General features: G+C 47.3%; 8 protein-coding genes. 2 read left to right on the top strand and 6 right to left on the bottom strand.

Annotated features, from left to right (window positions below; all coding sequences use genetic code 11):
* Nucleotides 1-63 precede the first annotated feature (63 nt).
* The 5 genes from EHV15_RS36670 to trxA all read right to left on the bottom strand — a co-directional run bounded on the left by EHV15_RS36670 (nt 64) and on the right by trxA (nt 3,719).
* Nucleotides 64-237 carry a hypothetical protein gene (locus EHV15_RS36670; protein ID WP_178075958.1) on the bottom strand — a complete coding sequence of 58 codons (174 nt, stop codon included), beginning with the start codon at nt 235-237 and terminating at the stop codon, nt 64-66.
* A 255-nt stretch (nt 238-492) separates the two neighbouring features.
* Complete coding sequence (locus tag EHV15_RS25945; RefSeq protein WP_128633775.1) at nt 493-1,389, bottom strand: class I SAM-dependent methyltransferase; 897 nt, start codon at nt 1,387-1,389, stop codon at nt 493-495.
* A gap of 81 nt (nt 1,390-1,470) precedes the next feature.
* Nucleotides 1,471-1,872 carry an Rrf2 family transcriptional regulator gene (locus EHV15_RS25950; RefSeq protein WP_128633776.1) on the bottom strand — a complete coding sequence of 134 codons (402 nt, stop codon included), beginning with the start codon at nt 1,870-1,872 and terminating at the stop codon, nt 1,471-1,473.
* Nucleotides 1,873-1,940: 68 nt separating this feature from the next.
* On the bottom strand, nt 1,941-3,386 hold the full coding sequence (locus EHV15_RS25955; RefSeq protein WP_128633777.1) for a DHA2 family efflux MFS transporter permease subunit: 1,446 nt from the start codon (nt 3,384-3,386) through the stop codon (nt 1,941-1,943).
* Between the two features lie 24 nt (nt 3,387-3,410).
* The gene (gene trxA / locus EHV15_RS25960) at nt 3,411-3,719 is read right to left on the bottom strand and encodes a thioredoxin (RefSeq protein WP_128633778.1); all 309 of its coding nucleotides are present in this window, start codon (nt 3,717-3,719) and stop codon (nt 3,411-3,413) included.
* 302 nt (nt 3,720-4,021) lie between these two features.
* Here trxA and EHV15_RS36675 point away from each other — a divergent pair, with 302 nt between their 5' ends.
* Complete coding sequence (locus tag EHV15_RS36675) at nt 4,022-4,162, top strand: hypothetical protein (protein WP_178075959.1); 141 nt, start codon at nt 4,022-4,024, stop codon at nt 4,160-4,162.
* Nucleotides 4,163-4,230: 68 nt separating this feature from the next.
* On the opposite strand, the gene EHV15_RS25965 is transcribed toward EHV15_RS36675, so the two are convergent.
* On the bottom strand, nt 4,231-4,488 hold the full coding sequence (locus tag EHV15_RS25965; RefSeq protein ID WP_246061786.1) for a sigma factor-like helix-turn-helix DNA-binding protein: 258 nt from the start codon (nt 4,486-4,488) through the stop codon (nt 4,231-4,233).
* A 1,283-nt stretch (nt 4,489-5,771) separates the two neighbouring features.
* Between EHV15_RS25965 and EHV15_RS25970 the strand changes: the two genes are divergently transcribed.
* Nucleotides 5,772-6,582, top strand: an 811-nt coding sequence (locus EHV15_RS25970) for a transposase (protein WP_148101072.1), incomplete at its 3' end; no start/stop codon positions are given.

The raw sequence follows: 6,582 nt of genomic DNA on the forward strand, positions 1-6,582 counted from the left end.
GACAAAAGCGGGGAAATTCCTCCGCCTAGAAAGTGGAGGCCCTGGCAGCTATTTGTCAGGGATTTAATCCATCACTTGAAACCAGCCCGGTGTATTGGTGATCATTCCCCATAAACCATCCGGAATCACCAGCTCCTGTTGCGCGGAACGGGAAATCGCCGTTTTTATTTCCTTTTCACGGCCGCTTTGCACCAGGGCGACCCACTCCGGATTCATAATCAAGGCATGGCCAAGCATGCGTTTCTCCAACGTTCGCCGTTATTTGGGTGAAAACAGCCGTTTTCAAAATGTAACGGACACCACAGACCTTATTCGGCATTTAGGTGTGCGTTTCCGGCCTTTTTCGAGCAAATAACGTCTCTCCTGTCCGTTAGAAATTAAAACGGTGTCTTTTCAGGAAAATAAGGTCGTTCAGGTCCGTTAGCCCTCCATGCGGTTGCGGCGGAAACCGGGTAAGTTCCCCTGTTCCACCGCTGCTTTTCCTTCCCAAGCTTATGGACGCTCCCTGGTGTACATATTTTGATCCCGCAAGCGAATCAGCACCTTGCCAAAGCGGCCGCCCTGCCGAATTTCCACCTTATCCGCCGGATAAGTCCGTTCCAAATACTCGGCGACGATGTTCCGGGACCGATCATCTGCAGGCAAATTAAACATTTTCAGCCAATTCATCACTTCCTGGAGCGCCGCTTCCTTGGAAACCTCCGTCGTTTTCATCTCCTTGGTTACGAGCGACTCATAAGCATAGCCTTTGAGATAGAGTAAATGAAGCAGATAGGCCATCTCCAGATGTTCATTTTTCATGGGCTGATCCGTGACCAGCGGCCAAATCTCGTTCACCAGACTGTGTTCCCTGGAACCGGCGGTCATACTGATGTAGCAGAATTTTCGCGCGCAGCTCAGCACCTTCTCCACACTCTCCCAATCGACAATCACCGGACACATGGAGACGAATACAAAATCAAAGGCTTTCTCCCAACTTTTGGCTTGAATATCGATGTCTTCGAACGGCTCAGCTACAACATCAACCTTCCCGTTCGTAATTCCCGCAATATTTTTGCGCAGCAGCTCCCTCAATGAAAGATTAGGCTCCACAGAGGTAACACGAGCCCCTCGCTCCGCAAACGGCACCGTAAATCCGCCCGAGGCTGCTCCAATATCCAAAATGGAGGTGTCTTTGAAGGTTACGCCCTGCCCTTCCAGCCAATTCATAATCCGTTTTGCCCTTTGTCTGCCCTCCTCGTTAAACGCTTGCTCGTTGAATGACTTTGCCTTATCGTCAAACGTGCGGACCGGATCGATTCCGGCGTTTTTCATCTTGTTCACCGCGGTATGCATATCTTCCTTCCATGCTTGCTCCCACGCGGCTTCATTAAAAAAATCGTTCCTCATACTACATATCCCCTTTCATCTGCACAATGGATTTTAAAGACTTGTTATATCTACAATAAATCCAAAAATAACAGTCGTTCTTTACAGAACAACCGTTATTTTTTTGGCAAGCTCAGACATTTTTTGGTTTCTTAAATAATCCTCCATCTGCTCTTCGGCCGATACCATCACCTTTTGAATCAAACAATCCGGTCCATGGTGCAATTCACATTCAAATAAGGAAGCTGTGCCTTCAATAGCGTGAATAATATCCAGGAACGAAATGTCCTCCCAATTCCGCTTTAACCGGTATCCCCCATTGGCGCCCGAAGTGGATTCGATCATCCCCGCCTTAACCAGCTTGGTTAGTATTTTGGACAAATACGTAGGCGAAACCTCCTGCCGCTCCGCCAATTGCTGCACACCGATCAGCTTATTCGGAGTGGCCGCAGCAAGAAAGAGTATGGTGTGAAGGGCATAGTTCGTCGCTTTGGAAAATTTCATCGCGTAGTGTCACCTCAATCAAGGACTTTATTTATCCAAAATAACTTTTATGCGAAGTGATGTCAAGGCTAATGATCATGATTGGACAGGGACGAGCTTCTACGTTCATACGGCGCCTGACGGCTTTCCATTACTTGCTGCTGAACTGAAACAAACGGGATAAAAAAGGTAAGCAAAAATCCAACCGCGGCAATAGCAGTTAGCGCCCAGAACGCTGCATGAATCCCTTCGAGCATATTCACAGGAAAAGCGACCAGGCTGGCATCTGCAGTAAAAGTCATCAGGGTGATCAGCAAAGCCCCGCCCATGGACATGCCCAAGAAACGGATGGCCGTCGTCATAGGGGGAGCATACGTACTAATGGGACTGGGAAGACTTGCGACGGCAAAAGCGGTGACCGGTGTCAACATAAAGCCCATCCCGGCCATAAGGAGGGCATAAATAACAACCAATAAACTATAAGACATCTGAGCCGTTAACGTGATCGTTAAAAGCAAGGTAATGGCAACAATAAAGAAAAAACCGATCCGAATCAACAAGCGAAGGCCAAAACGGTCGTAAACTTTTCCCGATAGCCATCCGAACAATCCCATAAGCAGAGCGCCCGGAAAAAGCAGAAGCCCCGACTCTCTCGGCATCAGCCCTCTGACATTCTGGGCATAAATCGGAAGCAGCAGTTCCGCCCCAGCCATGACGATATACAGAATTACGCCTATGATTGAAGGATATGTAAATCTCGGATATCGAAACACATTGAAATCAAGCAAAGGCACGGCCAGCTTGAATTGGCGCTTCACAAACAAGAACACCATAATGAGTCCAACCGCAATGATGGACCACGAGAGACGGGCGCTTACTCCTTGTTCGCCAACGATGCTGAATCCGTACAACAGGCCGCCGAATCCCAAAGTAGAATAAAGGATCGACCTGCGGTCCAACTTCGCTTTTTCGATCTCCCCTACATTTTTCAAACAAAAATAGGCGACAACCAAGTTTGCGATCGTAATGGGCGCAACCCCGTAAAACAAGAATCTCCAGGAGTGATGTTGAATCACCAATCCGGATATCGTCGGGCCAAGCGCCGGAGCAAGTCCTACGATGAGACTGCCCAACCCCATCGCAGTGCCGATTTTTTCCTTCGGGAACACCAAGATCATCGTATTCATGAATAGCGGTACCAATAGGCCAGTGCCCACTCCCTGAATAGCGCGTCCAGCCAGGATAAAGGTAAAATCAGAGGAAAATCCGGCAATCAGCGTTCCTGTTGTGAACGCTCCGACGGAGACGAAAAACAGGGTTCTTGTTGTATAACTTCGGATTAAAAAACCAGTCACAGGTATCGTAATACCTGTGACAAGAAGGTAGACGGTAATCAACCACTGTGCTCTATTGGCGCTGATCCCGAGGTCCTGCATCATTTGCGGCAGCGCCGTGTTAAGCATCGTTTGCATCAATTGTGCCATAAAATTCGCGACGATCAGCGAGGCAATGATCAATCCGGGTTTTCTTTTCATAATGCAATCATCACTTTCTGTTTATTATGCAGTGAGCTGCTGCAGGACAGCTTTCGGCAATATGCCCACTTCTTTAAAGATGAGCTTCCCGTTTCTGAAGATCAGAGTGGTCGGTATGCTCATAATCTGAAATTGGGAAGAAGTTGCCGGATTTTCGTCCACATTCACTTTAACCACTTTAACGGAACCGTTTGTTTCCCTTTCAAATTTCTCCAGAACAGGTGCAAACATCTTGCACGGACCGCACCAAGCAGCCCAAAAATTCACAACGGTTACCCCCTCCGTTTGTACCATGTCCTTAAAAGTAGAGTCTGTTGCGTGCTCAATAGCCATTACGATCATCCTTTCATATATATATATTATAGATATATTATATCTGTAATTTAGCCAAAAAAATTGCCCCTGCGACCTAGCTAACTTTCACGGTGCTATTACAGACTTTGTATATCTACAATATATTCGATTTGTGAGTTTGTCAACAATAATCACGATTTTTGAATGGGTTCTTCTTCAGCAATGATGTCCAACAAACTCCGTATTTATCGGTTCCCGCGTATCTCATTTATCGGAATAGGGATTTGCCTGGAGCCTCCCCCTCACTTTATCAATGATTTTCTCCCCTTCGAGTGAAGCATTTGGGTTGGGCCAAGGAAGAAGATCGGCACGAAAAGTTGCGTCGCTACCGGGAATTGGATCCCGACGCCGCTTACGGCTGGCCGGAACAATACGACTCGATTTTAGATCCGACGCCGAATTTGATTAAATGGATCGAGTAGAGATGTCTTCGGTAATATGATCTTCCATATAATTGATGGCCACATTTGTTTAATCCAGTCGCTTCTGATCATGCTCTTTCGTCATAATCAACCCATTTTCCAAGAAAATGTTGGAGCAATTTTTTCCTCGCTCGTACCAATCGTTGGCTCAGGACTGCTTCGCTTAAGTTTAGTTCTTGGCAAATGTCCCGATATGATTTCCCTTCCAAATAAAATAGTATCAGCACACTTGGTCCCGTATTATCTTTAATTTTGGCCTTTGCATTCTTTCTTTTGCCGTCATCAGCATCTGCCGCACCAACTCCGCCGTTGACTGGTGTAAGCATTGTTGGCATCACGTCGGATGGCAATGATTACGAGTGGAGCAATTCAAACCTTTCCGGAACCAAAGGAGTGATTGCAGTTTATTGTTAAGGTACGATCTGGGCGCCGAACTATCCGGTCATCAGTCAAGGTGGTGAAATCGTTCCAACTACACAAGCAGCCCCTAACGAATATGTAACTGATTCTGGGGGTTATGTCGTAGGGACGGTTTATTATCGTGCCTTTGATCTGAGTGACGTAACAAGCGGTATTCTTTCGGCTTCTGCTCAAGACTATTATACTGAAATAAAGAACGAGGGTTTTCAATTTGCATAACAAGTTTTTTTGCGCAGACAACTAGCTTTTATCAAATATACCCTTCAAGTAATTCAATAAAACTTTTTTGTATATTTTACATTAGCGTTTATTCCATTTTCCAAAATGATGAAGAGAATAAAAAGTAAAATAATCCCAATATTTATACCTCCCCAGATCGAAGTTGAAAGATCCATTTTCTTCTGTTGCAGTTTTAACCATAATATATTTGTCAACAAGATATGGTACTCCTGTATTGTTTGAGGAGAACGTCGGATCAACTCCTCCTACAATAATACACCCTAGTTTTTTGCCTTTGAATTTGCAAACGAACGTTCCTGTGTAAAAATTTTTCTATGGCAAGCTATTCAATAATTGAATTTCAATCTCCATTTCCTCATATTTTATTCCTACCTTTATGGGTTCTTCTAAACTTTCGTACAATCTTTTCGTTGTAAACCAATTTAGTGTAAAGTTAATGGCCCCCAGCTCATCGGTTCTAATAACTCAACTTTCGCAGCAAAAAATCGGCAGACAAGCCTTGATTTAGCTGGGTAAAGCAGCAATCCATTGCCGGAGTTGACGCTGAAACATAGGCGGACAGTGTCTTCCCTAAATCGGGCTTAAACATGGAAGCATGGAAGCATCAACGATGAAGAGGGTGATCCGCCGAGGTCAGCGCACCCATCTTTTGCACCGTAGTCGTTTCGAGCAGTGTCACAAATCGACGCCAGGTGAGGGGGCTGTCTAAATGGTTCGTGTCTTGGTGTCTTGGTGTCCCTGCCTACAGCCTTTGCACGATTATCCCTTTCGTTCAGAAAGCGGGGGGTGTGGGCTAGAGCAAGGGTTCCAAAAAAAGAGAGAAAAAGAGATGAGGAAAAAAATGAGGCGGTTCAGGTGAGATTTTCGGCTTGAATAAGGAACGTATGTTTGGTATGATAAAATAAATCGAACGCACGTTCGTGTATTCTTGATTCGGGGGCGAGTGAACATGGAGGTCAATGCGGGAACGGAACTTCAACCATTCAGCAGCCGTTATAACAGCGAGCAGGCCTGCATGGAGGCGGTGATCGCGATGAAGTGGCCGAACGGCTTCGTCTGCCCGCGCTGCGCTCACACCCGGTGTAGTCGTCTGACTTCCCGGCATATCCCCTTGTTCGAGTGCGGAAGGTGCGCGCATCAAACGTCGGCTTTGGTCGGCACGATTTTTGAAGGAACGCATCTGCCCCTGCTCAAGTGGTTCAATGCGCTGGAGTTGTTCTTGCTTGAGGACGGCATCTCGGCGATACGGCTGAGCAAGGTGATCCGAGTCACCTACAAAACCGCCTGGTTGATGCTGCACAAAATACGCCATGCCGCCCTAGAGATCGATGCCCGGGAGCTGCTCTGCGGAGACGTGAAGGTGAACAGCGATCTGTATGGGTGTAATCCGTCCCGGTGTCAGTTTCCGCATCCGTATGCCTCGGCGGTAGTAGCGGGATGCACGGTCACGGAGTCGGGCGAGCCGGAGCAGGTCAAAATCCGCCTGGTGCCGCATAAGAGAGGAGACGGACAAAGGGCAAACCGTCACGAACTCGCCGCGTTCATCAACGGGCATGTGGATATCCGTACATCGGCGGTAGAGTCGTTCCCTCTGGCCTATCGTCTGTATGCGCCCTTGCGGAAAGTGGTGAGAGAGGCGTGGGAATCGCTGAAGAGTACATATATAGCCTTGGGATTGAAGCATCTGCAGGCGTACCTAAACGAGTACACCGTACGCCGCTCGCTGCGCCGGCCCGGAGCGGAAGATACGATGCGGCAGA

It is taken from the genome of Paenibacillus oralis, assembly GCF_003863965.1.
In the GTDB taxonomy this organism is placed as follows: Bacteria; Bacillota; Bacilli; order Paenibacillales; family Paenibacillaceae; genus Fontibacillus; species Fontibacillus oralis.

Bases quoted from the DNA above. Each gene is read 5' to 3' on its own strand.
- EHV15_RS36670 (WP_178075958.1), bottom strand. From the start codon at position 237: ATGCTTGGCCATGCCTTGATTATGAATCCGGAGTGGGTCGCCCTGGTG.
- EHV15_RS25945 (WP_128633775.1), bottom strand. From the start codon at position 1,389: ATGAGGAACGATTTTTTTAATGAAGCCGCGTGGGAGCAAGCATGGAAG.
- EHV15_RS25950 (WP_128633776.1), bottom strand. From the start codon at position 1,872: ATGAAATTTTCCAAAGCGACGAACTATGCCCTTCACACCATACTCTTT.
- EHV15_RS25955 (WP_128633777.1), bottom strand. From the start codon at position 3,386: ATGAAAAGAAAACCCGGATTGATCATTGCCTCGCTGATCGTCGCGAAT.
- trxA (WP_128633778.1), bottom strand. From the start codon at position 3,719: ATGGCTATTGAGCACGCAACAGACTCTACTTTTAAGGACATGGTACAA.
- EHV15_RS25965 (WP_246061786.1), bottom strand. From the start codon at position 4,488: ATGCTTACACCAGTCAACGGCGGAGTTGGTGCGGCAGATGCTGATGAC.